Origin of the sequence: Endozoicomonas sp. ALB091, assembly GCF_049310265.1 — a bacterium.
Taxonomy (GTDB): Bacteria; Pseudomonadota; Gammaproteobacteria; order Pseudomonadales; family Endozoicomonadaceae; genus Endozoicomonas.
In genome coordinates this window covers 316,476-339,362 of sequence record NZ_JBLYNQ010000008.1, presented here as the reverse complement: position 1 = coordinate 339,362, position 22,887 = coordinate 316,476, and the positions used below count along the sequence as shown (strand labels likewise).

Annotated in this window: 19 protein-coding genes; 8 read left to right on the top strand and 11 right to left on the bottom strand. The window is 50.7% G+C overall.

Annotated features, from left to right (window positions below; all coding sequences use genetic code 11):
* Positions 1 to 320 precede the first annotated feature (320 nt).
* Positions 321 to 4,661, bottom strand: a complete 4,341-nt coding sequence (locus ACO6UX_RS18085) for a hypothetical protein (RefSeq protein WP_422449775.1) — start codon at positions 4,659 to 4,661, stop codon at positions 321 to 323.
* Between the two features lie 52 nt (positions 4,662 to 4,713).
* On the bottom strand, positions 4,714 to 5,040 hold the full coding sequence (gene tnpA, locus ACO6UX_RS18080) for an IS66 family insertion sequence element accessory protein TnpA (protein WP_422449774.1): 327 nt from the start codon (positions 5,038 to 5,040) through the stop codon (positions 4,714 to 4,716).
* A 366-nt stretch (positions 5,041 to 5,406) separates the two neighbouring features.
* Here tnpA and ACO6UX_RS18075 point away from each other — a divergent pair, with 366 nt between their 5' ends.
* Positions 5,407 to 6,456 (top strand): hypothetical protein, encoded by a 1,050-nt coding sequence (locus ACO6UX_RS18075; RefSeq protein ID WP_422449773.1) that lies wholly within the window; start codon positions 5,407 to 5,409, stop codon positions 6,454 to 6,456.
* Positions 6,457 to 6,536: 80 nt separating this feature from the next.
* A complete protein-coding gene (locus tag ACO6UX_RS18070; protein WP_422449772.1) occupies positions 6,537 to 7,544 on the top strand; it encodes a hypothetical protein in 1,008 nt (335 codons plus the stop codon).
* 216 nt (positions 7,545 to 7,760) lie between these two features.
* On the opposite strand, the gene rsgA is transcribed toward ACO6UX_RS18070, so the two are convergent.
* Positions 7,761 to 8,798: a small ribosomal subunit biogenesis GTPase RsgA gene (gene rsgA, locus ACO6UX_RS18065; protein WP_422449771.1), complete on the bottom strand. Its 1,038-nt coding sequence runs from the start codon at positions 8,796 to 8,798 to the stop codon at positions 7,761 to 7,763.
* A gap of 260 nt (positions 8,799 to 9,058) precedes the next feature.
* Here rsgA and orn point away from each other — a divergent pair, with 260 nt between their 5' ends.
* Entirely contained in the window at positions 9,059 to 9,604 is a 546-nt protein-coding gene (gene orn, locus ACO6UX_RS18060) for an oligoribonuclease (RefSeq protein WP_422449770.1), read from the top strand.
* A gap of 20 nt (positions 9,605 to 9,624) precedes the next feature.
* Here the strand turns inward: orn and ACO6UX_RS18055 are convergent, their stop codons facing one another.
* The 6 genes from ACO6UX_RS18055 to alc form a co-directional block, all read right to left on the bottom strand.
* On the bottom strand, positions 9,625 to 10,848 hold the full coding sequence (locus tag ACO6UX_RS18055; protein WP_422449769.1) for a urate hydroxylase PuuD: 1,224 nt from the start codon (positions 10,846 to 10,848) through the stop codon (positions 9,625 to 9,627).
* A gap of 80 nt (positions 10,849 to 10,928) precedes the next feature.
* Positions 10,929 to 12,242, bottom strand: a complete 1,314-nt coding sequence (gene guaD, locus ACO6UX_RS18050; protein WP_422450540.1) for a guanine deaminase — start codon at positions 12,240 to 12,242, stop codon at positions 10,929 to 10,931.
* Positions 12,242 to 12,757, bottom strand: a complete 516-nt coding sequence (locus ACO6UX_RS18045; protein ID WP_422449768.1) for an ureidoglycolate lyase — start codon at positions 12,755 to 12,757, stop codon at positions 12,242 to 12,244. The genes guaD and ACO6UX_RS18045 overlap by 1 nt, the downstream gene beginning before the upstream one ends.
* A gap of 47 nt (positions 12,758 to 12,804) precedes the next feature.
* Positions 12,805 to 13,143, bottom strand: a complete 339-nt coding sequence (uraH, locus tag ACO6UX_RS18040; RefSeq protein WP_422449767.1) for a hydroxyisourate hydrolase — start codon at positions 13,141 to 13,143, stop codon at positions 12,805 to 12,807.
* Positions 13,140 to 13,658 (bottom strand): 2-oxo-4-hydroxy-4-carboxy-5-ureidoimidazoline decarboxylase, encoded by a 519-nt coding sequence (gene uraD / locus ACO6UX_RS18035; protein WP_422449766.1) that lies wholly within the window; start codon positions 13,656 to 13,658, stop codon positions 13,140 to 13,142. Before uraD ends, uraH begins: the two co-directional genes overlap by 4 nt.
* The gene (gene alc / locus ACO6UX_RS18030; RefSeq protein ID WP_422449765.1) at positions 13,655 to 14,788 is read right to left on the bottom strand and encodes an allantoicase; all 1,134 of its coding nucleotides are present in this window, start codon (positions 14,786 to 14,788) and stop codon (positions 13,655 to 13,657) included. Before alc ends, uraD begins: the two co-directional genes overlap by 4 nt.
* 107 nt (positions 14,789 to 14,895) lie before the next feature.
* Between alc and puuE the strand changes: the two genes are divergently transcribed.
* Together puuE and ACO6UX_RS18020 are read left to right on the top strand one after the other, a co-directional pair.
* Positions 14,896 to 15,828, top strand: a complete 933-nt coding sequence (gene puuE, locus ACO6UX_RS18025) for an allantoinase PuuE (RefSeq protein ID WP_422449764.1) — start codon at positions 14,896 to 14,898, stop codon at positions 15,826 to 15,828.
* Positions 15,829 to 15,860: 32 nt separating this feature from the next.
* Positions 15,861 to 16,937: a patatin-like phospholipase family protein gene (locus ACO6UX_RS18020; RefSeq protein WP_422449763.1), complete on the top strand. Its 1,077-nt coding sequence runs from the start codon at positions 15,861 to 15,863 to the stop codon at positions 16,935 to 16,937.
* A 13-nt stretch (positions 16,938 to 16,950) separates the two neighbouring features.
* Here the strand turns inward: ACO6UX_RS18020 and ACO6UX_RS18015 are convergent, their stop codons facing one another.
* Complete coding sequence (locus ACO6UX_RS18015; RefSeq protein WP_422449762.1) at positions 16,951 to 17,616, bottom strand: arylesterase; 666 nt, start codon at positions 17,614 to 17,616, stop codon at positions 16,951 to 16,953.
* Between ACO6UX_RS18015 and ACO6UX_RS18010 the strand changes: the two genes are divergently transcribed.
* The 3 genes from ACO6UX_RS18010 (at position 17,615) to ACO6UX_RS18000 (ending at position 21,525) form a co-directional block, all read left to right on the top strand.
* Positions 17,615 to 18,367: an ABC transporter ATP-binding protein gene (locus ACO6UX_RS18010; protein WP_422449761.1), complete on the top strand. Its 753-nt coding sequence runs from the start codon at positions 17,615 to 17,617 to the stop codon at positions 18,365 to 18,367. The genes ACO6UX_RS18015 and ACO6UX_RS18010 overlap by 2 nt on opposite strands.
* Positions 18,364 to 20,910, top strand: a complete 2,547-nt coding sequence (locus ACO6UX_RS18005) for an ABC transporter permease (protein WP_422449760.1) — start codon at positions 18,364 to 18,366, stop codon at positions 20,908 to 20,910. The genes ACO6UX_RS18010 and ACO6UX_RS18005 overlap by 4 nt, the downstream gene beginning before the upstream one ends.
* A 171-nt stretch (positions 20,911 to 21,081) precedes the next feature.
* The gene (locus tag ACO6UX_RS18000; protein WP_422449759.1) at positions 21,082 to 21,525 is read left to right on the top strand and encodes a hypothetical protein; all 444 of its coding nucleotides are present in this window, start codon (positions 21,082 to 21,084) and stop codon (positions 21,523 to 21,525) included.
* Between the two features lie 472 nt (positions 21,526 to 21,997).
* Here the strand turns inward: ACO6UX_RS18000 and fliO are convergent, their stop codons facing one another.
* Positions 21,998 to 22,402, bottom strand: a complete 405-nt coding sequence (fliO, locus tag ACO6UX_RS17995) for a flagellar biosynthetic protein FliO (RefSeq protein ID WP_422449758.1) — start codon at positions 22,400 to 22,402, stop codon at positions 21,998 to 22,000.
* Positions 22,403 to 22,887: the final 485 nt, after the last annotated feature.

The window sequence follows — 22,887 nt, the reverse complement described above, 5'->3', positions numbered from 1 at the left end:
TTGTCCTGTTGATAATAACGGATTTGCCTCCCTGATGGCCCTGTAGCTGGCATAAGCGCAAAGGCCGTACGTGGCGGCTCCCACTGTCAAGACAACGGGTATAGCGTACAAGGCATCATAGGCTGAGAGTTCGTTTTAGGAGTCGGCGGAGGATTCCAAATCACTGCCAGTTACAGGTAATGGTCGGTGAAGTTATCGTTGTTTGTGCAAGCGTTGTGTTGGGTTCCGGGGTTTCAAGACCTTCTTAATGCTATACCGTTATTAACCAGCCAGCAGCGAAATATAGAAGGTGTTTTTCACCTGCAACGTGTGAATGCATATCACAGCCCTTGTAGGAACTCTTCCATCCAGTCATCGTTGTTGACCAGTTCTGACTCTGTCGCCAATGAATCCAATGTCGCCAATGAATCCAAATCCCATTCCACTATTTCATCAAGCCCAAGTGGGTCTTTTCTCCTTTTCTCGCTGGCTTCATTCCATTCTTTCCGTGTTCCTGAATCCACTGCGTAGCTCATTTTGCAGATAGCAGTGCTTAATTCAACATAAGTCATTCGGCTTCGGTGGGGTTCCAGCAGTTCAAGTTCTGCATTTCCCAATTCGCGAAAACGATCCAGAGCTTCCATTGCCGCGTCAAAGTCAGATAGCGGCCCTTGAATGCGACTGTTGGAAACCTGGTTCCCTTGAGTTGGTATGCTTGCCCTTGCTGGAAGTCCTTGCTGAGGGATTGATGTTACTACTGGCGTTTTTGCTGCCTCAATCTGTTCCAACTTTGCAACCACTGCTTTCTTAACGAGGTCTGGAACAATGCCGTCTTTATCATCTTTGATAACCGGGCTGAGTGCCGTGCATAAACGGGCGTTTAGCTGGCCGCTGCTGGCATAGTGTTCAAGAGATGACCAGACCGTAGGCTTTAATGGTTTATTGCAATTGATTAGACTGATAATCAGAGAGGGTGCCACCAGGTGTGGTATTTTTTTCGGCTTGGCTTTCTTGGGCTCTTTGGTTCTCGCTTTCATTTGGGCTAATTTTGCCTCAAGCCTGATCGCATAGAGATCGCGCTTGTCCTGAGGCTTTTTATACCATTGTTCTGTGAACTCGGTTGCCTTGAAAAAGGCGGTTAACTGTTGCAATGTCCAGTTCTTTATAACAAAGCCGGTATCTCTGAGGGTAAACTCTGGATTTTGGAGTACAACCGGATCGCCATCGTCTGGCAAAACGGTTAGTCTTTGATTCTTGAATTGATATTCTGTTTGTTCAAGCTCAATTAACATGGCCGTGATAAAGCGCCACAGGCGTTCCTGGCCCGACATGGCGGGATCACCACCGACCATCACCCCTCTTTTATCATCTGTTGACACTCGATTTGAAAAGCAGAGATCCGGTATTTTCTCTTGTTCCGGTAGAGAGTGGTTTGTGAGCAGCATTCCTTCCAGCAACCGTTGCTGAATCGTGACATCAGGAGCGGTTTCAGGTGTAGCCTGATAGTCAAGACAGGCATCCATGAATTGCTGCATTTTGTGTTGTCCAAGCACCCGATGTAACCCGCGCCACTGTGAGACGGTGGGCAAGGTTTTGAATAGCTCATCCATCTTATCCGCGTATTTTGAGCGGTTATCTTCTGATTGTTGCCAGAGAATCTCCAGCATCGTGCGTTTAGATTGCGTGAAGTCAAATTGCTGGCCAAGCTGTTGGCAAAGTGGTTTTAATGCATACCACTGTTCCTGAGTTGGGGCTGGCTTCAGGTTTCTGCAAAGTTCAAGGTATTCCTGCATCTCAGATTCAGGGAGTTGCGTTAGTGCAAATTTTGTTAAAGCCAATGGTGCAGGAATGGATAATGTTTTAGTGAGTACTCCTTTGCCGCGTGGATTTTCACGATATTTTTCAATCCAGAACTGGATACCAGTTCCTCCATGGATAGCCAATATCGGTAGCAATGATTTCAGCGCAGCACGAACAGCCACTCTGTCATTTCGAGGACTCTTGTGGGCAGCCAGATATTGTTGGAATTCGGCAATTTTCATGCGCCATTTTGCGGGCCCAGAGAAGAACAGAGCCAGTGCTTTCATTTGACTCGATTCTAAAAGATCTTCATCACTATTGTCGTCGCCATGTTCAGTGGTACAACCATGCTGATTAAGACATTGGCGAAGTGTTTTCTCATTTTCAGTCAGTTTTTCTGCTGAGGGCAAACCAAAACTTGCAAATATTCGGCAAGAAAGTTTCAGAATATTCTTATTTTCAACCGAGGGTAGCCATTGAACGAATGCTTCCACCTTCGCTTTGTCGGGCAAGCCCCTACTGCTCATCATGGAGGAAAAGGCCCGCAGCAGTTCCAGGCTGAATTCGCCGTTCACCTTCCAGCACTCCCACGCCACGAACGCTTCCACCTTCGCTTTGTCGGGCAAGCCTTTGCAATTACACATGGAGGAAAAGGCCCGCAGCAGTTCCAGGCTGAATTCGCTGTTCACCTTCCAGCACTCCCACGCCACGAACGCTTCCACCTTCGCTTTGTCGGGCAAGCCCCTGGTGCTCATCATGGAGGAAAAGGCCCGCAGCAGTTCCAGGCTGAATTCGCCGTTCACCTTCCAGCACTCCCACGCTTTGAGCGCTTCCACCTTCGCTTTGTCGGGCAAGCCTTTGCCATTACACATGGAGGAAAAGGCCCGCAGCAGTTCCAGGCTGAAGTCGCCGTTCACCTTCCAGCACTCCCACGCTTTGAGCGCTTCCACCTTCGCTTTGTCGGGCAAGCCTTTGCCATGACACATGGAGGAAAAGGCCCGCAGCAGTTCCAGGCTGAATTCGCCGTTCACCTTCCAGCACTCCCACGCTTTGAGCGCTTTCACCTTCGCTTTGTCGGGCAAGCCTTTGCCATGACACATGGAGGAAAAGGCCCGCAGCAGTTCCAGGCTGAAGTCGCCGTTCACCTTCCAGCACTCCCACGCTTTGAGCGCTTCCACCTTCGCTTTGTCGGGCAAGCCTTTGCCATGACACATGGAGGAAAAGGCCCGCAGCAGTTCCAGGCTGAAGTCGCCGTTCACCTTCCAGCACTCCCACGCTTTGAGCGCTTCCACCTTCGCTTTGTCGGGCAAGCCTTTGCCATGACACATGGAGGAAAAGGCCCGCAGCAGTTCCAGGCTGAAGTCGCCGTTCACCTTCCAGCACTCCCACGCCACGAACGCTTCCATCTTCGCTTTGTCGGGCAAGCCCCTACTGCTCATCATGGAGGAAAAGGCTCGCAGCAGTTCCAGGCTGAAGTCGCCGTTCACCTTCCAGCACTCCCACGCCACGAACGCTTCCACCTTCGCTTTGTCGGGCAAGCCTTTGCCATGACACATGGAGGAAAAGGCCCGCAGCAGTTCCAGGCTGAATTCACCGTTCACCTTCCAGCACTCCCACGCTTTGAGCGCTTCCACCTTCGCTTTGTCGGGCAAGCCTTTGCCATGACACATGGAGGAAAAGGCCCGCAGCAGTTCCAGGCTGAATTCGCCGTTCACCTTCCAGCACTCCCACGCCACGAACGCTTTCACCTTCGCTTTGTCGGGCAAGCCTTTGCAATGACACATGGAGGAAAAGGCCCGCAGCAGTTCCAGGCTGAATTCGCCGTTCACCTTCCAGCACTCCCACGCTTTGAGCGCTTCCACCTTCGCTTTGTCGGGCAAGCCTTTGCCATGACACATGGAGGAAAAGGCCCGCAGCAGTTCCAGGCTGAATTCGCCGTTCACCTTCCAGCACTCCCACGCCAAGAACGCTTCCACCTTCGCTTTGTCGGGCAAGCCTTTGCCATTACACATGGAGGAAAAGGCCCGCAGCAGTTCCAGGCTGAATTCGCCGTTCACCTTCCAGCACTCCCACGCCACGAACGCTTCCACCTTCGCTTTGTCGGGCAAGCCTTTGCCATTACACATGGAGGCAATCTGTTTCAAGCATGGGTTAGCAGCAACCGCCTGAATGTTTTCCTCGCTTTCTTCTGCAAACTTTTTTATCTGAGTCTTCGAGTTGAGCATGCTGGTAAGGCAGCTGGTATTTGTAATCTGCTGGGGATTGACAGCTAAAAAGAACGTGTTGGCCTTGGCAAAATAGCCTTTGAAAGTCTGAGAATCTTTAACAATGCTGAAGTTTTTTAACTTGGAAAAGAGGGAATGTGCGGGCGGCTTTCCCCTGTCTCGCGCTAACTGGATTTTCCTGTCTTTGAGGTTTTTCAGAAGAGTCCCGGCATTCGTTAATATTGCTTGAATTTCTTGATTATTTAAATGTGTTCGCAGTTCATTTTGCTGGCTTACAGAAAATTCTGAAATTGATGTTTCACTGTTAATTTCTGTAGTGAGCGGTACATCCTTCATTGGTTCAGGCATGACCTGCACCATCGCTGAGGTATGTTCATTACCAGTTAATAGACTGTTGTCGCTGAGGGTTGGTAGATTTCTTGATAGGGAACTGATCACTCCCGGAAGCCTGGAAGCTGCCTCAGCAGGCATGGCCGGTTCGGTCTCCATTGGCTCCGGATTAGCAGGTAGCGAAGTTGCAGAACACACAATACTCTTGCTGTTGTCAGTAACACGCCTGCGCTTTATGGATGGGATGGGCCCGGATTCAGATTGCATTTGATGCGGTGGAAATGTTCCAGTGCCCGTTGTTGTCTGTTCCACCTGGTAACCTGACATGGATCGCTTTCTTCCTTGTTTTCGACTGTTTGCTGGCCGGTGCCTTCCGGCTTCAGTGGATGTTAACGGGGATGCCGTGTCTGCGGTTACTGAGGAGGAAGATGACTGCATGGTTTCTTCGGGGATTACCTGTTTCCAGTTGGAGAATCGTCTGGGGATGACAACAATAGAACGTAAACGCTAATTTAACCAGCGTATAGTCAACCCCGCCGGATCGGCTTATTCTTGAGATGCCTTCACACAGCTTCTTTTTCCAATAACCAGGCTGTGATGTTCTGACGCCGTTTTGTCGGCACCAGGCTTTTTGGCTAAGCCCGGAGTCATGCCAGGCTTCGATCCGTTGCAGCCATTGTTCTTTAGTGGTTTCTGGGGTGGTCATCGGAGCCTCCATGTAGTCAGAGGCTTTATGATCCACGATCAAATCTCAGCGGGGTAGGACGTGGGTTATTTTGGCGGTTACGTTGCTAGTAATTGACACATGATTTCTTCACAAACCGAATTAAATCGATTTGACTGTTAATCAAATAATTAGTTACATCCATAGCCATGGCTAAGTTTCTGACGAGTATATTTTCTTTCACAAATATCAACGTACTGATCAAATTTTCTCTGTGCAATTCGGCAGGCAGAGCAGATTCTGGCTATAGTGGACGCTGATCATGAGCATCACACTCCGAACCGGTGATTTCCATGACTTGTCCGGGGCCATTTGCATTGCAACATTGATTTTGGATGATCGGGAAACATGAACGCAGTAGCCAGCGCCCAAAAACTGCCGCTGATGGGCAGTGCCTGTGGTCCAGTTACGGATATTTACAGCAACAAAGTGTTGTGGGGCGGATACCACATTTGCAATGTGGAGGCTTTTCCGGAAGAAAATAAAGAGTATCTCTATTCATTACCGAGGAGTATTTGCTTTGATTGTCAGGGATTGGCGCGCAACGCAGTACAAACAGCTTGCGTCTCCCTTCTGTGTGAAGACTGCAGCGAATACCGAACCCTGACAACCCCACCAGGTCGTTTATGTCATATATGCACATCTAATGGAAAACCTGCCACGCAGGAACACATAGATGCTTGCAACGTGATCGAAGCTTTTCCATTCAAAAGACGTGCGATCGACAAATTTTACCTCAAGTGTCCATTCACCAATTGTCAGTGGCAAGGTACGGTGGCTGAACTTTACGGCATTCATGAAAGTGAACATCTGATGAATGCTTCCCCTGTCTCTCCACTTAAACATCTGTGCAGGTCGGCCATTCAACGCCGCTTTGGTCATAATACTATTCTGTTAAGCGAATGCTGCACTGTCTTGCGCTTACCTCAGGGGTTACAACAGTATCTGGCTAATGCGCCACCGGGTTACACGCCCAGCAACCGCTCAGCCAAAGCCTATGTAGAAAAGTACTTTGTGACATCCCCTGGTTTGCTGGTTTGCCTGTTGCTCAATAATATGGACCGGGTGATGGCTACGTGGTCTACGGTCGTGGAGGATCCCTCTGATGCCGACAAAAAAAGAGCTGTAAAGCGCTTTGTCCGCGAGCAGGCATTGGACCGCAAAGCGTTCTATATACAGTTTTACTACCACCCGAAAAAATGGAATCCCGCTTGTGAAGGTAATGACACCGTAGCTGAATCCTTGCGATGGAATTGTGTGCATTGGGACGCTTGCGACGATTTGGCGCATATTGATGGTGTGACACTTTGGAGAGTTTTCATGAAACCACTGATACTCCGCGGTAGCTTTCCCAGGGAAAGCTGTGCCAGGCGCGAACGGGCCCGCCCTGTAGTTTGAGAGTGTCGTATTTGTGCAGGGCAACCGGGAAGCCAGATGACCAATTCTCAGGACTGGCGAAGCCAGGGTTTGGAGCACCTATGAACATGAACCCAGCAGTCAGCCGCCCGATACTGCCACTGATGGGCAGTGCCCATGGCGGCGTTGTAGATAGCGACAGTAACAGAGTGTTGTGGGGTGGATACGCTGTCAGCAATGCTCAGTGGCTGCCGGAAAACAGCGAGCGCATTCGGTTTCCAGAGGATCGCGTTTGCGTTGATTGTGGCGGAATACCACGAAGGTTAGTTCAGACAATGTGTGGCCGTTTGCTATGCAAGGACTGTAGCCATTACAGAACCCTGACACTACCAACAGATCGATTATGTCACCATTGCTCAGCTGAGAATAAGCCGGATACTCCAGAAAATATCAGTTATTGTAATTTGATTAACGTTGATAATTTCACGGGACGTCATATCAGCAAATTTTACCTCAGGTGTCCATTTGTTGGCTGTCAGTGGCAAGGTACCGTGGCTGAGCTTTATGGCCTGCACGAAGATGAACATCTGAAGGTTGGTTCCCTGAAACATCTGTGCAGGCGGGCCATTCAACAGCAACTCTCCCGAAAAAAAATTTTGTTAAGCGAATATGCGGCATTGCCTCTACCTCTGCCTCAGCAACTGAAACAGTATCTGGCCTTTACGCCGGCTTGCATTCCCAGCAATCAATCAGCCAAAGCGTACGTAGAAAGGCATTTTGGGACAACAGATACCGATGGTTTGCTGGCTTATTTATTTCTCAATCGCCAAGGGCGGGTGATTACTCTGGGGCATACGGTCATGAAAGACCCTTATGATAAACCCAAAACAGAAACCGTAAGGCGTTCTGTCATCAGGCAGGCCGTGAATCTCAACGCGAGCCTGGTGCAATTTTACTATCGCCAGGACAATTGGCATTCACAGTACAGAGGCACGGGTACCGTAATTGACAGCTTGAGGAAAGAACCATTTTTCCAGTGTGTTTTTGCATCGAAGCAGATTGGCTGTGCACAACTTTGGAAAGCTATTGTGCCACATGGCGAGGACCTTGTGGGCAGACCCGTGTCTTGAATGTGTTCAAAAAGAAAGAGCTGCCCCAGCTTATTTTTTAACGGCTTATTATTTGCCCACCCAACCTGCGTTCACTATTTTCTGACGACGGCTGCCGTTGGTGCTGAAGCTGTCGAAGAGCGGAAACTCAGGACTCTGATAGATCGTACCAAGCACCCTTCGACTCCGCTCAGGGTGAACGGAGATTGTACACATCAAACTCATTGAGACCATGTATCAGGCTTTTTCCAGAGAATTCAGAATACTCTGGTAGCTGTCCATTCTTTCCTGAAGAATATCGCCATTCTGAAGGGCCTGGCGAATAGCACAACCCGGCTCCTGTTCATGACTGCAATCCCTGAACTTGCAGTGCCCGATAAAGGGACGAAACTCCTTAAAGCCGTGCAACACGTCTTCCGGTTCCATGTGCCAAAGTCCGAATTCACGAATCCCCGGGGAGTCAATCAGCATACCACCGGCCGGGAAGTGGAATAGCCTGGCTGCCGTGGTGGTATGGGTGCCTTTGCCGGTGCTTTCGGACAGCGGGCCGACCTTGGTATCAACGCCGGGCAGCAGTGTATTGACCAGGGAAGACTTTCCGACACCGCTTTGGCCGACGAAAACACTGGTGTGTTCATTCAGCAGGTTCTTGAGTTCATTGAGCCCGTCTTCCGTCCGGGTGGAGGCTTTAAGTACGCGATAGCCAATACGCTCATAGTTAATCAGCATATCGTCAAGCTCTTTACTGGCAGATGGACGACTCGCTCCACCTACCAGCAAATCGGTTTTATTGAGCAGGATGACCGGCTCAATACCCACGGTTTCCGCAGCCACCAGATAACGGTCAATCAGGTTTGAATGGGGAACAGGCACCGGGGCGATGACCAGAACAATGTAGTCAATATTGGCAGCTACCGGCTTTAGCTGTCCTCGCATATCTGGTCTGGATAACAGGCTGTCACGGTCCTCAAGTGCCACTACCACACCCATGCCGCCTTTGCTGGAAGCTCTCCAGACGATACGGTCGCCGGTCACCAGTGGTGGCAGGTTGGCCCTCAGGTGGCAGCGATAGGTCTCACCGGGTTTGCCAATGGGTTCGATATCCAGCTGTGCGCCATAGTGGGCAATAATCAGCCCTGGTTGCTCTGGTCCCAGGGAGTCATCCTGAAGTTCCAGAGTAATCTTATCCTCACGCTTTTGGGCGCGGGCTTTGCGTTCTTCCTGAATTTTCTCAATGCGCCAGCTTTGTCTGCGCGTTAGTTTGCGCTTACTCATGATGTGCGGGAGAGAGCCTGAATTGTAAGGTTGGAAAGTATCATAAATTTGTGTTGAGCTGATTTCGCTGCAATTATGAATGAAGTAGACTTATTATGTCAGCTGATTCGTTATCTGCCCTTAAATTGATCCATCTTTTTTCAGCGACAGTACAGGGAACTAAAGCTCTCTATAATCTATTGAATCAGTTGGTTTTTTCCTGACTTACAGGTAATTATCAAACCGTTCAGACTTTCTAAACTTTGACGACCGGGTGTTGGATGGCTAAATCGGATAACCTCATATGGATCGACCTGGAAATGACAGGCCTGGATCCAGTCAATGATCGGATTCTTGAGATCGCGACAATTGTGACCGATGGCCAGTTAAACATTCTGGAGGAAGGTCCGGTTCTCGCGGTTCACCAGAGTGACGATGTTCTGGGTGCCATGAATGAATGGTGTGTTAACACCCATGGAGCCACAGGACTGACGGATCGGGTCAAAGCCAGCACCATCAGTGAAAGGCAGGCTGAGCAGATGACGCTGGATTTTCTCCGCCAACACGTTGACCAGGGCGTTTCGCCAATGTGCGGTAATACCATCGGTCAGGACCGCCGTTTCCTCTGGCAATATATGCCAGAGCTGCACGACTACTTTCACTATCGGAATATTGATGTCAGCACCCTGAAAGAGCTGGCGCGTCGCTGGCAGCCGGAATTACTGGAGCAGTTTTCCAAGAAGGGTGTTCACCTTGCGCTGGAAGATATCCGTGAGTCTATTGATGAGCTTCGGTTTTATCGCCAGCGCTTTATCAAAAATTTTTAGTTTTTGTACCAACCTGCACGTTATTGAACACTCTGCTCAGACTTCACTTGTTGATACCACAGGCCAAGTAAATTGCGCTCTTCATCGGTCATGCCTGTACGATTAGCCAATGGCATAATCTGAGTCTGTACGGTCTGGCTATAAATCTTATCAGCCTTGCTGGCGATGGAATCATAGTCGTGGAAAACCAGGCCACCGGGCGGTGACTGAAAGAGAGGATCGGTCGGTGTTGCCGAGTGACAGGTGCTGCAACGGGCAGTAACCAGCTCCACAATATCGCCCTGCTCCACAGCCGCTTGCTCTGCCATCGGTGCCTGCTGTGCAGCCATTTGTGGCCGGATAATAAAGGCCAGAGTCAACATCAACACCGCCGCTGCAGGCCATAGCCAGGTTAAAATGGCACCCTGATTGCGTCGGTTAAAGAAATGACGAACCAGCACTGAAGCCGCAGCCAGAACCGCCAGAATTGCCCAGTTCCACTGGCTGCCAAAGGTCATGGCATAGTGACCACTGATCATGATAAACAACAACGGCAGTGTAAAGTAGTTGTTGTGGCGAGAGCGCAGCAAGGCATGCCTGGCACTCTTTCCAAGACAAGAAGGATCAAAACTGCTATCCCCCTGTTCAGCGGCGGCAACCAGTTTTCTCTGGGAAGGGATAATCACCCTGAACACATTTCCCACCATCAGGGTGCCAATCAGCGCACCGACGTGAATATAGGCGGCACGGCCACTGAACAGTTGTGCGTAGCCCCAGGCAGCAAACACCACCAGCGAGAACAGCACCACGCTAAACAGCGTTTCCTGTTTGAACAGCGAGGATTTGCACAACAGGTCATAGACCAGCCAGGCGGTCAGCAGGCTGACGATACTAATGGCAATGGCCTGAATGGGCGACAGCGCAGACTGCGGTGCCAGTAGATAACTCTCTGCCCCCCAGTAATAAATAATGGCCAGTAAACCCATGCCGCTCAGCCAGGTGACATAAGCCTCCCATTTAAACCAGTGCAGCGTTGTCGGCAGTTTTTCCGGGGCAAGATGATATTTATTCACTTCATAAATACCGCCGCCGTGCAGAGCCCACAACTCACCTTTGATGCCTTTTTTCTGCTTGTCGGCTGGCGCAGCTTCCAACCGTCCTTCCAGCCAGTTGAAATAAAAGGATGCGCCAATCCAGGCGACACCGGCAGTCACATGCAGCCAGCGAAACAGCAGGTTTAACCACTCTTGTAGATAGGATTCCATGGTTCAATACTCATTTTATTATTGAAAATGCTGAGCGACGGTTGTTATAGACGTAATGGTGTCGTCAGCACTTCCGGCTTTCAGGCTTCCTGACCCATGATGATGGTTTTTTCAATGACCCGGTCATCGCCCATCACCATCAACACGCCAAGCAACTCTTCCAGTGCCCTTTGTTCGCTGTAGGCACTTATCTTTTCCGTTCTGAATTGAAGCATTGGGGTAGCCGCCGGATTGAGCACCAGAAAATCCGCTTCATTGCCTGTGCGGAAGCTACCGATCTTGTCGTCAAGATGAAGTGCCCTGGCACCTCCCAATGTGGCCAGGTAAAAAGCTTGAAGCGGCGAGATGGTTTCCTCCCGCAACTGAGATACCTGATAAGCGTCTTTCATGGTATTGAGCAGGCAGAGACTGGTTCCCCCACCCACATCGGTGCCAAGACCGGTGGGGATACCATGGGCCTTTGCCCGGCTCAGATTAAACAGCCCGCTACCGAGAAACAGGTTGGAGCCCGGGCAAAAGGCGATGGATGAGCCGGAACTGCCCATTCGCTGCCAACTGTGGTCACACAGGTGGACTGAGTGGGCAAATACGGACCGGGGGCCCAGCAAACCATGCTGATCGTACACATCCACGTAGTGTTTGCTGTCCGGGAACAGTTCCTGAACCCAGTCAATCTCTTTCGGGTTTTCCGAGAGGTGGGTGTGCAGATAAAGACCATCGTGTTCCCGCAATAACCGGCCAGCCATGTGCAACTGTTCCGATGATGAGGTAGGGGCAAAACGCGGGGTTACTGCATACGACAATCTCCCTTTGTTATGCCACTGGTTGATCAATGCTTTACTGTCTTCGTAGCTGCTTTGAGGAGTATCAAGCAGATAGTCAGGGGCATTACGATCCATCATCACCTTGCCTGCGATCATACGCAGATTTCGTTGATGGGCTTGTTGAAAGAAGGCATCAACGGACTGAGGTGCCACGGTACCAAACACCAGGGCTGTGGTGGTTCCATGGCTGAGGCATTGATCCAGAAAGAACTGTGCAATCTCACTGGCATATTGCTCATCAGCAAACTTCTGCTCTGCCGGAAAGGTGTACTGGTTGAGCCAGTCCAGTAACTGGACACCGCAGCCTGCCAGTACTTCAAGCTGTGGATAATGTACGTGGGTATCGATAAAACCCGGAACCAGAAGGCGACCGGTGAGGTCTTTTATTTCTGTTCCGGCGGGCAGATTCTTAAAGACCTGATCGGAGGGACCGCATCGGGTTATCAGACCATCTTCAACCAGAAGGGCACCGTCTTCGAAAAACTCCCACGCGTCCTCTGAACCCTGTTGTTTTGCCGGATCCTCCAGAAAGTGCAGGACAGAGGCTCGCCAAACCACCGATTGATTCATCATGGCACCTCCACAATATACGGCGCAGACATCAGGACCTCATCACAGTTATCACCAGGTCCCTTACGATCGATCACCAGATACTCTTCTCCGCCATCAACGGACAGTAAAGGGTGATGCCAGACACCGGGGTGGTAGGTAACTCCCTGTTTACCGTTGGTCAGAAAGCAGCGAATGGATGACAAATCGGGCGTCGCACCGTCGCTGGAGCCAGGGGCCACCACCACCAGAAAGCGCTGGCCTGCCAGGGGCATAAATGTCTGGCTACCCAGCGGGTGTCGTTCTAGCAGGTCCAGTTGATAAGTGTGATTAATCGGGGCTGTTTTATAAATATGCATTGTCGTGTAACCCTGATCATCCGTGGTGACGGATGTCAGGTCACTGTATTTCTGACAGCGACCCTGGTTAATCACCAACGGTATATCCCGGGTTTCGAGTACATCACCAAAAGGTTCAAAGGCTTCACGGGTCAGCATTTCCACCTTCAGCGTCTGGGCTGGTATTTCTTTATCCATAAGCCTTGTTCTCGTTCTTATTATATGGAGTCAATCAGCTGCTTGTGTTAACTGCCCCGATAGGTTGAGTAACCATAAGGTGATAACAGCAGCGGAACATGGTGATGACGGTCATCACTGACTTCAAACGTCACCACAACTTCCGGGTAAAAGCACTGGACTTTATGCTTCTGGAAATAATCCTTAATGGCGAAATGCAGCTGATACACTCCTTTGGGAAGATTCAGGTCATCTGTCGCCAGGTTCTGTATGCGGCCATCATTGTTGGTGACGCCACTGCCAACTGGCTGCCAGCCATCACCTTCCTGTTTTGACAGGGAGACAGGGACTCCTTCTGCCGGTAAGCCGCTACCGGTATCCAGAATATGGGTACTGATGCCGGTCATGCCATTTGCCTCCATTCAATCAGTTTGTTCAGACGTAGCCGGGTTATCTTATGTTGCTCGGCAGCGGCAATCGTCAGTTCATGTTCCGGCTGGTTATTCAGCCGGTCATTCAGCAGTGACAGCATCTGATCCGCTGACTTCCCGGTGGCGCAGACAATGAAGATATAGCCAAAGCGGGTTTCGTAAGCGGTGTTACCCTCAGCTAATGCCTTGAGTGTTTCGTCACTGGCAGTGGCTGCGCCTGATTGCTCATGACCGGCCATATCACGGGTATTGGCGTATTTTGCTTTCAGGCTGTTTACGTCGCCAATCTTCGGGTGGCCTGCAAAAGCCTGTAGATAGTCTTTTTCTCCACAGGCGGACCAACTGGTGTCCGCTGTGGATAAAAGCTCATCTTTACTGGAGTACGGTCGGTTATTGGCCATGGATTCCAGCCAATGTTCACTGGTACAGCATTGGCGGAAAAAATGCCTGGCACCATCAATATCGAGACTGTTCAGTTCATCCAGTGTCATGAACTACTCCCCTCAACGCCGCTTTCAAAACCGTTCTCAAAGCCGCTCTCATAACCAAGAACGCGAAGCCTTGATACACCCCCATCAGGAAATATATTCAGACGCACATGGGTGTATGGTTGTTCCGTGTTCTGCAACTCATTCAAGAACCGATGGTTGCGATGAGCATGCAGTTTCTGTTCCGGAAGAATGGTATGCCATTGCACAGGATCCGTTGCATCTTCAGGGTTATCCCCGGCAAAGGTACAGGCCTCCAGGCTGCAACGGTCAGGGTAGTTACCCTTGAAGTGCAAGGTATCCACTTCTACGCGATGAATAGTGCCGGGCAGAGCCAGCTTGACCATCATCCAGTCATTGCCCCCCTGTCGCCGACGTCTGGTTTCCCAGCCATTATGCATATCGACACCACGCCCTGGCAGTAACAGGTTTTGCATAGGGCCAAAGAATGAGTCACTGCAGGCTACGGAGCGGCCACCGTTCATCAGTGCCGCCAGATCCAGGGGCTCACCCGGTAAGCGATGGCGCTGATCAAGATGAACCTTGCCATAAACCCGGAGACGGGCAACACCGCCATCGGGGTAAATTCGCAGACGAATATGGCTGGCTACTCTCGGAGACTGATCCAGAGTAATCAGGTTTCGGCAATCGGGCTGTACTTCCACCCGATCCGTCAGCGGTAGCCAGTTGCTCTGTTCGTTGGGATCGGCGTCATCAAGCAGGTAGTCCAGCTGCACTGCGCCGGGGGCATTACCTTTAAAGTGACGTGTATCAATATCCAGTGCTTCGATTTCACCCACAGCAGCCAGGCGCACAATAACCCAGTCACAGCCATCAAAACCCGGTGCATCGCGACGGCGGCGTGACTCCCAGCCATCCATCCATTTGCCGTAGGCCGTATATTTTTCTGGCAGAAATACCGGGTCTTCAGCCAATAGCAGGTTATCTTTTTCGGCAAAGAAATCATCGCTGCAGTCGAGAACATCCCCACCCAGCGCACGGGCTGCCAGATCAATTCTTGTCTGCTGCCACTGTGCGGCGAGATCATCAGAAGAGTTATTCATTAATGTGTTGAACCTGCTGTTATTATTTTTCAGTGCATTGATAGCAGCAAACTTGTGTGAGCTTTGCACCAATTTTTCCTGATAGAATAAGTTTTATTATTTGACCATTTAGTCAATTTTTTGAGCATTTATGCCATAGAACCCATCAGGCAGGCAATAAAAAAATGGAGAGCCCAATGACGTTCGACCCTCTTTTAACGACAGATGACTACCCAAGAGACCTGGTTGGTTATGGCAAAACGACGCCTGATCCCCAGTGGCCTGGTAATAGCAGAATAGCGGTTCAGTTTGTTATCAATTACGAAGAAGGCGGCGAGAACTGTATTCTTCACGGTGATGAGGCATCGGAGGCATTTCTCTCGGAAATCATTGGTGCTCCGGCTCATAAGGGCATGCGTCATATCAGTATGGAGTCGATCTATGAGTACGGCTCAAGGGCCGGGTTCTGGCGACTTCACCGGCTGTTCTCACAGAGGCAGATACCGGTCACTGTGTACGGTGTCGCCATGGCCATGGCGCGTAATCCGCAAGCTGTCAGAGCCATGATGGAGTCCGGTTGGGAGATTGCCAGCCATGGTTATCGCTGGATTGACTATCAGTTTATGGATGTTGATGAAGAGCGTCGCCATATGCAGGAAGCGATTCGTCTGCACACCGAAGTAACCGGTAAGCGCCCAACCGGCTGGTATACCGGGCGTTGCAGTCCAAATACTGAGCAGCTGGTGGTGGCAGAGGGAGGGTTTTTATATCATGCCGATAGCTATGCCGATGACCTCCCCTACTGGGATACCCGGTTTGGTAAACCCCAGCTGGTGGTTCCCTATACGCTGGACTGCAATGATATGCGCTTTGCCACCGCCCAGGGTTTTAACAGTGGCGATCAGTTCTTCAGTTATCTGAAAGACGCTTTCGATGTACTTTATGAAGAAGGTGCCACGGCTCCCAAAATGCTCTCAATAGGCCTTCATTGTCGTTTGGCTGGACGACCGGGGAGAGCGGCAGCCCTGACCCGTTTCCTGGATTATGTGCAATCCAGGGAGCAGGTATGGCTATGTACACGGGAACAGATTGCCCAACACTGGCATACTCATCATCCTTATAATCGATAAAACCGGTTGGTAATTTTCAGGGAGAGCGGTGTATGGACAGTCTGATTGATATTCAGGCCGGGGCAAAGGCATTGGACAGTATTCGTGCCAATGGTTTGCCCCAGGAGAGTGTCAAGGTCATGGTAGGCGCTTCTGGTGGTCCAAAGTGGTTTGTGCTCAGTGGCCTGGATAAAGCTTTACTGGGTGAATACTTCCGTGACAGAAAATCACCGCTGGATCTGATTGGCACCTCTGCCGGCAGCTGGCGTTTCAGCTGTTACAGTCAGGATGACCCTCTGGCTGCCCATGAGCGTTTTGAACAGGGCTATATTTACACCAGTTATTCCAGCAAGCCAGATGCTGCAGAAATAAGTCGTAAAGCCAGAGAGTTGGTAGAAACCATCGTTTCCTCCGATAGTGTTGGACAGATTCTTGATAATCCCGTTTTTCGTTTTAATTTGATTGCCGTGAGAAGCCATGGACTGACCGCTTCTGAACGTAAACCGCTACAATTGGCCGGCCTTGGGCTGGCCGCTACGGGTAATTTGATGAATAGAAAATATTTGTCGTCCTTTTTTACCCGTACTCTTTTCTATCATCCAGCCTATGACACTTCAGAGAAGCCTGCTTTTTACCATGCCGATGATCTTCCAACTGAGCGTGTACGACTGACGGCAGCCAATCTGGTGGATGCCATTATGGCCTCTGGCTCCATTCCGGCGGTGATGCAGGGTGTAAAGAATATCGCTGGTGCGCCCGCAGGCTGCTATCGGGATGGCGGGCTTACCGATTACCACTTCGATATGCGCTTTCATCAGGGTGATGGTCTTGTGCTTTATCCACACTTTTATTCAAGGATGATTCCCGGCTGGTTTGATAAGGCCTTAAAGCATCGCAGGCCGTTGCCACAGAATACCGACAATATGGTACTGGTTTCGCCGTCACAGGCATTTGTTGACCGCCTTCCCTATGGAAAAATACCCGATCGCAATGATTTTGCCCGATTTACCTACGATGAACGGGTGCGCTACTGGCAGCGGGTGGTTAATGAGAGCAAGCGGCTGGGGGATGAATTTCTGGAACTGGTCGCGGGTAATAAAGTACGACAGGTGATTAAGCCTCTGGTTTAACCACCTGCGGGATTCACTGCTGCAACCTGGGTTGCAGCTCAGGCCATACATTGTTTAACAGGATTGGCTGAGCGGCTTCTGTCGGGTGAATTCCGTCCGGTTGATTGAGTGAATCATTGCCTGCAACGCCATCCAGGAAGAAGGGAATCACTGGTACGTCCCACTTTTTACCCAGCCCATGAAAAGTTTCTGTAAAACGTCGGGTATAGACCGGTCCATAGTTGGGCGGGATCTTCATTTCAAAGAGAATAATGTCAGAATTGTATTCCCGGGTCAGGGCGATCATCTGATCAAGGTTGGATTTGATGGTTTTCAGCGGCTTTCCCTGCAGACCATCGTTGGCACCCAGCTGCAGTAACACCAGGTCCGGGTCGGTCTGTGCCAGCGTTTTCCTGAACCGGCTCAGGCCTCCGGCGGTGGTTTCGCCACTGATACTGATATTGGCAATTTTCCAGGGGTACTGATGGCTGTCGATTTTTTCCTGAAGTAATTGCACCCAACCCCGATTGATATCCGTAAGACCGTAGGCAGCACTAAGACTGTCGCCATACACTAATAGTGTTTTTTCTGAAGCTGACAGATTGATGGCCGGAAGGGACATTAAAACAAGAGTAAACAGCCTTGAGCCAATAGAAAGCCTTGAGCTGGTGAAAAGACGACGAAATAAGGATTTTCTCATGAATGATGCGCTCTCCGGTTCCCGCAACACTCTCACCTCTGAGACCGCCGCTGAAACCACTCCATCGATAGAATCTGATTCACTGGCGGTGACTGCCTCAGGTCTGGAAAAGACCGTGGTTGCCCGTGATAACCGACTCACCATCTTGTCCGGACTTGACCTTCAGATCAAGTCTGGTGAATCCGTTGCGATTGTAGGGACCTCCGGCTCAGGCAAGTCAACGCTGCTGGGTATTCTGGCAGGGCTGGATTTGCCCACGGCAGGCAGTGTCAGCCTGGCCGGAAAACGCATTGATCATCTGGATGAAGATCAGCGGGCAACGGTGCGCGGGCAGCATACCGGGTTTGTTTTTCAGTCATTCCAGTTGCTTGCCAACTTAACGGCACTGGAAAACGTTATGTTGCCCCTTGAGCTGGCGGGTGTGGATAACCCCGGTGAACGGGCCAGGAAACTGTTAACCCGAGTTGGTCTGGAGCACCGACTGGAGCATTACCCGAAACAACTGTCCGGTGGTGAGCAGCAACGGGTCGCCATTGCCAGGGCATTTGCCGGGGAACCGGATATTCTCTTTGCCGATGAACCCACCGGCAATCTGGATGAGAAAACCGGTGAAAGCATTATTGAACTCCTGTTTGAAGTAAATCAGGCCAGCGGTACCACCATTATCCTGGTTACCCATGATATGGACCTTGCCAGACGGTGTCAGAAAATACTGAAATTGCACGGCGGTCGTCTGGAGGCGGTGGTATGACGGTGAACAGTTCCTCCGCAAGTCTTAAGCACAATAAGGTTATCCACAAGCCGAAAAGTACCGTCGGACTCGCCTGGCGTTTCCTGCTCAGGGACTGGCGCTCCGGCGAACTCTGGCTGCTGGTGGCGGCACTGTTGATGGCGGTGGCGGTCAGTACCGCCATTGCCCTGTTCAGTGATCGTCTGCAACTGGCTCTTGGACGACAGGTGGCAGAAGTACTGGGTGCGGATATGTTGATTCGCAGCCCGGGACCGGTGCAGCCAGAGATTCTCGAAGCAGCGAAAAAGCAGGATTTAAAGTTATCCACAGTGCTTGAATTTCCCTCGGTGGTGATGGCCGGGGATGAAATGCAGATGGTCTCTGCCAAGGCTGTGGAAAACAATTATCCACTGCGCGGACATATTCGTACGTCAGATCAGCCCTTTGCCCCGGACCAGATCGTCAATGATACACCCAGCCCGGGTGAAGCCTGGCTTGAGCCCAGGCTTTTTCCTTTACTGGGCGTGGCTATCGGCGATCAGGTGATGTTGGGGAATACCTGGCTGACCATTACCCGGGCAATCACCCTGGAAACGGATCGGGGAGGCGATTTTTACAGTTTTTCGCCCAGGCTGATGTTCAATATGGCGGACCTGGAAAGCACCGGCATTATCCAGCCGGGCAGCCGGGTCAGTTGGAAAACGCTGATGGCAGGAGAGCTTTCCTCACTGGAACAATTCAAGGCATGGTCCAAAAGTCGCCTGGATACCAGTGAACAGTTGCTGATGGCCGACGACAGTCGACGTGATCTGCGCAACTCGGTGATACGGCTGAAGCAGTTTCTTGGCCTGGCCAGTATGGCCGCGATGCTGCTGGCTGGCGTTGCGGTGGCCATGGCCAGCCAGCGGTTTGCAGAGCGCCGTTTTGATAGTTGTGCGGTGATGCGTTGCCTGGGAGCCAGTCGCCAGCAGGTGCTGAGACTGTTGCTTGGGGAGCTGGCTTTTGTGGCGGTGCTGGTGGCGCTTCCCGGCGTCTTTATTGGCTGGTTGCTTCAGGAAGGAATTGTCCAGTTGCTCAGAGGGGTATTGCCCGCCTGGCTGCCTGCAGCGGGCATCATGCCGATGGTGATTGGTGGGCTCACCGGTGTGATTACCCTGGCCGGCTTTGGGCTTGCGCCACTGTTACGGCTGCAGGACGTTTCGCCACTGAGGGTCTTAAGACGTGACCTGTCGCCTGCGCCGGCCGCTTCCTGGCTGGTATATGGCTGTTCGTTAATGGCGGTGTTTCTGCTGCTCTGGTATCACACCGGCGAGGTGGTGATGGCGCTGATTCTGGCCGTGGCTTCGGGGGCAGTGCTGATGATGATCTCCCTGGGTGTGCAATTGCTGCTTACTCATCTGGGCAATCGTCAGAGGCTTGCTGCCCTGCCGGTGTTCTGGCGTCCCGGGGTCAGCAGGATTATCCAGGGTAAAGGCAAGACCTCGGCCCAGCTTCTAGCATTTACCCTGACCTTTATGGCCATGGCGGTGGTGCTGCTACTGCGCACCGATCTGCTTGATCGCTGGCAGAATGAGTTGCCGGACGAGACACCCAACTACTTTGCCATGAATATCCAGCCGTCTGAAGTTGACGCATACTCCGAGTTTCTGACCATTAATGATGTGGATACCAGTCAGCTCTATCCGATTATCCGTGGTCGTCTGGTTCGCATTAATGATGTGCCCGTCAGGGAGGCAGTAACCAAAGAGCAGGAGAACCATAACGCCCTGAACCGTGAATTGAACATGACCTGGTCAGAAACGTTGCCGGAAAGTAACCGGATTGAACAGGGCGAATGGTGGGAACCCGGCAGCAATGAAGGGCTTTCCATTGAGGCAGAAATTGCTGAAAACCTGGGTATTGATCTGGGTGACCGGCTGACGTTTATGGTGTCAGGCAATGAGTTTACCGAAACCGTGAGCAGTATTCGTTCGGTCCAGTGGGAGTCTTTCCGGCCTAATTTTTACATGATTTTTCCTGAGGCCGTTTTACAGGATCTGCCGGCTACATGGTTGAACAGCTTCTATCTGGATGCTGAGGATAAACTGCTGCTCAATGGTCTGGTCACTCAGTTTCCCACCATGACCTTGCTGGACCTGGATGCTGTGATTAGTCAGGTAAAGAAGATGCTGGCGCAATCAACCATTGCTGTGGAAGCGATGCTGGCGGCACTGCTATTGGCAGGGTTACTGGTGATGATGTCCGTGATTGAATCCAGCATTGATGAGCGCCTGCACGAGGGCGCATTGATTCGCTCACTGGGAGGAACCCGTCGTCAGCTCTTGATCATGCAGATCGGCGAGTTTGTTCTGTTCGGTGTTCTGGCGGGTTTACTGGCAGCCTGCGGTACCGAGCTTGCCAGCTATTTGCTCAATACCCGGGTTTTCCAGTTGCGCTGGCAACCTGCCTGGTTTATCTGGTGTGCATTACCCCTGTTTGGTGCCACTGTTCTGGGTATTGCCGGATGGTTGGGGATTCGCCGGGTCATCAGCCAGTCTCCTGCAAATATTTTGCAGGAGGTGTGAACCAAATTGCATCTGTTCAAAAAATGAACAGACATTGTTTTGCCCAGTAACCGTAAGGGATAAAAGGATTTATCCACAGCTCATTCAGGGAGTTGATCAGGGAAACTGTGGAAATCTGTTCACTATCTGGATTAACCTGAAGAAAACACTACCTCAGGGAAGGAGGTTACGATGGCGTGGGTAATGGATGGCGATGTCAAAGGGCTCAGTGGACCGTCTGCACGGGAAGACAGTATGGAAGGAGTGGCGGTGGCCTCTGCCGATTCGCTGCCCATTGAGGATGAATCCTACCTCTGCCTGTTATGCCTGCGGGACAGTACTGAGCGGATCATCATGCTCTACTTTAATTACATCAAGTTGCGTCAGGAAATATCGAGAGACACGCCTGCCGTGCTGATCGGCATGCTGATGGTCATGCAGGAAAAACACAAGGGTCTGCAGGAGAAGCTGCTGCATTACTACCCGGGATACATGGCCGCTGGAAAATGGCACGATCGGGATGAGCAAAATGAATGCCTGGGGTATCTCAGTGAAGATAACCGGCAATCCTTACAGCAGATCTGTCTGACCGAGATGAAGATGATGATATTGATATCACAAATGATGGAACGCTGAGGATTTGTCCCAGAATAACTTGATCATTTTACTCTCTGGGAAAAGGTCGCCACCCGCTGCCCGTAAAAGCGCAAGCGGTTTCAGCTTTTCGGGTAGCGGGTAGCGTCTGTAGAAGTGTTGAAGTTATTTCAGGGCCGTTCCTAACCAGTGTATGGTTTCAATGAGTTTGACGTGTACAATCTCCGTTCACCCTGAGCGGAGTCGAAGGGTGCTTGGCACGATCTATCAGAGTCCTGAGTTTCCACCCTTCGACAGGCTCAGGATGAACGGAGCGTACGGGTATTAACGCTTTTCTGCACTAGACATTGACAGGTTGCGCACAGGTTTATGTGGATAACCTGTGCGCTACCTGTATAAGTCCTGTTGCCAGTTATGAATAAGTTTATTTGTGTATAAGCAGGTGTGGACAAACCGAAAACAACAGTCAGGCAGGAGAACCCAGAAGATCAAAACAAGTGGATTAACGGGGCGGTTAATCGTGGCCCCCTGAACCATTCGCTTTCTCAGAGGATTTATCACCATCCGTTTTGGAGCGCAGGAGTTTTTTAAACTGCTCTGCCAGATCCGTCTGCCCTTTGGTCTGACTTCTTTCGACGACCGGGGCATCAAAATCTTTCAGCAGCGTGATTTGGTTAGGTGTGATGCCAATAAGAAGATCTTTGCCACTCACCCGAACCAGAGTCAGGCGTGACTGATTCGTTAGAGGCGCACTGGATAATAACTCGATATCTTTGCCCATGGCCGGCAGTTTGGGGTTAAGCCGCTTGACCAGCCAGGCCAACGCAAAAATCAGGCTGACCACCATCAGCATGGGCATGACAACCTGAAACAGATCCAGTTCACTGACCGGATTGGCAGGCTCTGCTGTCTCAGCCATCAAGCTGGCGGGCAGAAATAACAGGAAAGCGTAATATTTGCATAATTGTCTCATGCTAATGACTATAAAGCTCTCCCGGCTCAGAGTGCAAGCTTCTGATTTGGTTTATATTCTGCGCAATGGTGAAATCCCCTGCTGCTCATTGGCTCATCTTATTAAATCAGTGATTTTAAATGGATTGTCCAGACGTGGATCAATTGACTCCTGATATTCAGATAGTCTTTAAATATCAATAGATTAATAGTACCAGGGGATTTACTACCCTGGTATTTTTATCTCTTTAATGAACTATTGTCCTCAATATTGATCTAAAAGAAGTAATTAGAAAATCATTCGAACCTAATCAGGCTTAAGATATGATTTCTTAACGAATGCAATGACTGTTGCTTGAAGTAAGCGAAACAATGAATCCTTGTGGAATACAGGAAATCCATAAGCTGATTAAAACCCCATACGGTTAAAAAATCTTTCCAGAGTATTTAAGG

Coding starts and splice junctions, on each gene's coding strand:
- ACO6UX_RS18085 (WP_422449775.1), bottom strand. CDS start 4,661: ATGTCAGGTTACCAGGTGGAACAGACAACAACGGGCACTGGAACATTT.
- tnpA (WP_422449774.1), bottom strand. CDS start 5,040: ATGACCACCCCAGAAACCACTAAAGAACAATGGCTGCAACGGATCGAA.
- ACO6UX_RS18075 (WP_422449773.1), top strand. CDS start 5,407: ATGAACGCAGTAGCCAGCGCCCAAAAACTGCCGCTGATGGGCAGTGCC.
- ACO6UX_RS18070 (WP_422449772.1), top strand. CDS start 6,537: ATGAACATGAACCCAGCAGTCAGCCGCCCGATACTGCCACTGATGGGC.
- rsgA (WP_422449771.1), bottom strand. CDS start 8,798: ATGAGTAAGCGCAAACTAACGCGCAGACAAAGCTGGCGCATTGAGAAA.
- orn (WP_422449770.1), top strand. CDS start 9,059: ATGGCTAAATCGGATAACCTCATATGGATCGACCTGGAAATGACAGGC.
- ACO6UX_RS18055 (WP_422449769.1), bottom strand. CDS start 10,848: ATGGAATCCTATCTACAAGAGTGGTTAAACCTGCTGTTTCGCTGGCTG.
- guaD (WP_422450540.1), bottom strand. CDS start 12,242: ATGAATCAATCGGTGGTTTGGCGAGCCTCTGTCCTGCACTTTCTGGAG.
- ACO6UX_RS18045 (WP_422449768.1), bottom strand. CDS start 12,757: ATGGATAAAGAAATACCAGCCCAGACGCTGAAGGTGGAAATGCTGACC.
- uraH (WP_422449767.1), bottom strand. CDS start 13,143: ATGACCGGCATCAGTACCCATATTCTGGATACCGGTAGCGGCTTACCG.
- uraD (WP_422449766.1), bottom strand. CDS start 13,658: ATGACACTGGATGAACTGAACAGTCTCGATATTGATGGTGCCAGGCAT.
- puuE (WP_422449764.1), top strand. CDS start 14,896: ATGACGTTCGACCCTCTTTTAACGACAGATGACTACCCAAGAGACCTG.
- ACO6UX_RS18020 (WP_422449763.1), top strand. CDS start 15,861: ATGGACAGTCTGATTGATATTCAGGCCGGGGCAAAGGCATTGGACAGT.
- ACO6UX_RS18010 (WP_422449761.1), top strand. CDS start 17,615: ATGAATGATGCGCTCTCCGGTTCCCGCAACACTCTCACCTCTGAGACC.
- ACO6UX_RS18015 (WP_422449762.1), bottom strand. CDS start 17,616: ATGAGAAAATCCTTATTTCGTCGTCTTTTCACCAGCTCAAGGCTTTCT.
- ACO6UX_RS18005 (WP_422449760.1), top strand. CDS start 18,364: ATGACGGTGAACAGTTCCTCCGCAAGTCTTAAGCACAATAAGGTTATC.
- ACO6UX_RS18000 (WP_422449759.1), top strand. CDS start 21,082: ATGGCGTGGGTAATGGATGGCGATGTCAAAGGGCTCAGTGGACCGTCT.
- fliO (WP_422449758.1), bottom strand. CDS start 22,402: ATGGCTGAGACAGCAGAGCCTGCCAATCCGGTCAGTGAACTGGATCTG.